1 protein-coding gene is annotated in these 2281 nt (G+C 46.6%); it reads left to right on the plus strand.

Annotated elements, in window-relative coordinates; genetic code table 11:
- Positions 1 to 384 precede the first annotated feature (384 nt).
- Positions 385 to 1455, plus strand: a complete 1071-nt coding sequence (locus ACYU87_RS27490; protein ID WP_461137210.1) for a PDDEXK nuclease domain-containing protein — start codon at positions 385 to 387, stop codon at positions 1453 to 1455.
- Positions 1456 to 2281 lie beyond the last annotated feature (826 nt).

Genomic DNA, 2281 nt, shown 5'->3' on the forward strand with positions numbered 1-2281 from the left:
AAGACACTTTTCTAGGCTTTGGCATGCTTTTTCTCAACTAAGAATTGCAGACAATGGTAGGAAGTCTTAGTTGTCAAGTCAGATGTTGAAAAATCGATTTGGGAAGCAGAGTTGTGCAACAGCCACGCCCATTTTATGAAGCACATGCATGAAAGTTTCTTCGTCTATTTGTAAAGCGTTCAGTGAGATGTCTAGTTTTAAATAACGTTCCAGTAAAGGACACACTTAATTAGTGGATTAGTGTCTGTAACGGTCTCATACGGCTTGGCTAGTCCGTCAATGAGTTGGCCTACTATTAGGCTTACAGCCAAAATTAACCCATCGTAACCGCATCATAGCGCTTTTACTGGTATCTTCGGTCTCGATCAATCCGTATTGACGTTGATGCTTCCATCCAATAGCCAACCAGCTGACTATATCCAACTGCTGGATAAACTTAAACGGGAAATCCGAACCACTCAGTTACGGGCCACGTTTGCCGCTAATGCCGAACTACTGGCACTTTACTGGCGCATCGGCACTATCATCCTGGAGCAGGAAAAGCTACAGGGTTGGGGGCAAAAAGTAGTCGACCGATTGGCGGCTGATCTGAAGGCGGAGTTCCCTACTATGAAGGGTATGTCGCCCCGCAACTTGCGTTACATGAAGGCCTTCGCGGCCGCTTATCCGGACCACCAGTTTGGCGGAGAGTCAATTTTGCAGGCGACGCCTGCAAAATTGACCTGGTACCATCATACCACCCTGCTGGATAAAGTAAAGAACCTGGATGAACGCCTGTTTTACATGCAGGCAACGGTCGAGAATGGCTGGTCACGGGATGTGATGGTTCAGCAGATTGAGTCGAACTATAAACAACGCACTGGCCAGGCGATCTCCAACTTTGAGCGTACCCTACCCGAACCTCTATCCGATCTGGCCCAGCAGTCGCTGAAAAACCCCTACCTGTTCGACTTTCTGAGTTTAACCGAGAAGTACAAGGAGCGGGACCTGGAAGAGGGCCTGGTCAATCACCTGATTCAGTTCATGCTCGAGCTGGGCAAAGGCTTTGCCTTTGTGGGGCGGCAGTATCCCCTTGAGGTGTCCGGGCGCGAATTCATTTTGGATCTTTTGTTCTATCACCTTAAGCTGCATTCCTATCTCGTGATCGAGCTGAAGGTAGTCGAGTTTGAGCCCGAGTTCGTGGGGAAATTAAACTTCTATCTTTCGGCCGTCGATGATCAACTACGAAGCGAGTTTGATAACCCCAGTATCGGCCTGCTGATCTGCCGTCGTCATGATCAGCTAATGGCCGAATACGCCCTGCGGGACATGAACAAGCCAATCGGCATTACTGAGTACCGGTTGATGGAGTCACTGCCCACCGATTGGCAAAGTACCTTGCCGTCAATTGAAGAGATTGAGGAACGGTTACGTCAAGAAGATGACTCCACAGAAGCAGACGATACAATCAGATGAGGTTGTCTAATGAAACAATCGCATATATGAATATCTCTTCGTCTCAATCAGGAGCCTTTAAAGAGACTGATCATCGAAAAGTAGTAGCCTGAAGTGTCATACTTTAGCTAATCCATAGCCACTTATATAATATGCTCAGATTGATGAAAGTTAGCCGCCTTATTTTAACAGTAGCTGCCCTACTAATAACTGCTGGCCTACCGGCCGATGCTTGTACCTGCGTGAGAAACAACAACTGGACCCTTAAAGATGAGTTGAACTCCGTAAGCCTTGCCGTTAAGGGTAAGGTGCTTAGTGTTACCGATTACAGGGATTCTGAATCTGCTTGGCCTCAAAAGCTAGTTAAGCTTGTCATCGAGAAAAAATACAAATCTCCGCTTAACACGCCTGACACAGTTTCCATCATTACGGGTCAGGATGGGGCCACCTGTGGATATGGGTTCAAATTAGGAAAAGAGTACATCGTATACGCTACGAATTGGGAGCCCAAGAACACGATTAGTAAAGCGACAGCAGTCAATCCACCAGGTATGTTCTATACTAGTATCTGTAGCTTGACCAAAGAGAGTAATCAGAAAGAATTAGCTCAGTTAAATCGCTTAGTGCATTAACTGAGATCTGCACTTTTCATTTACGAAGCAAAACTTAAACGCTCATCGTCTCGCTGAGGAGCGTTTAAGGAGTCACTGATTCTTAGTTTCTGTCCAACTTTACCAGTTGACTACGACTGTAGCATTTTCTTTCCTCTGCTCAAAGTGAGAGATATCTGTCCGGCATGATGCGCTGTGTGAAACAGCACATGACTAAATAAGCGCGCTCGGGAAAC

The sequence above is a fragment of the Spirosoma lituiforme genome (genome assembly GCF_054776635.1).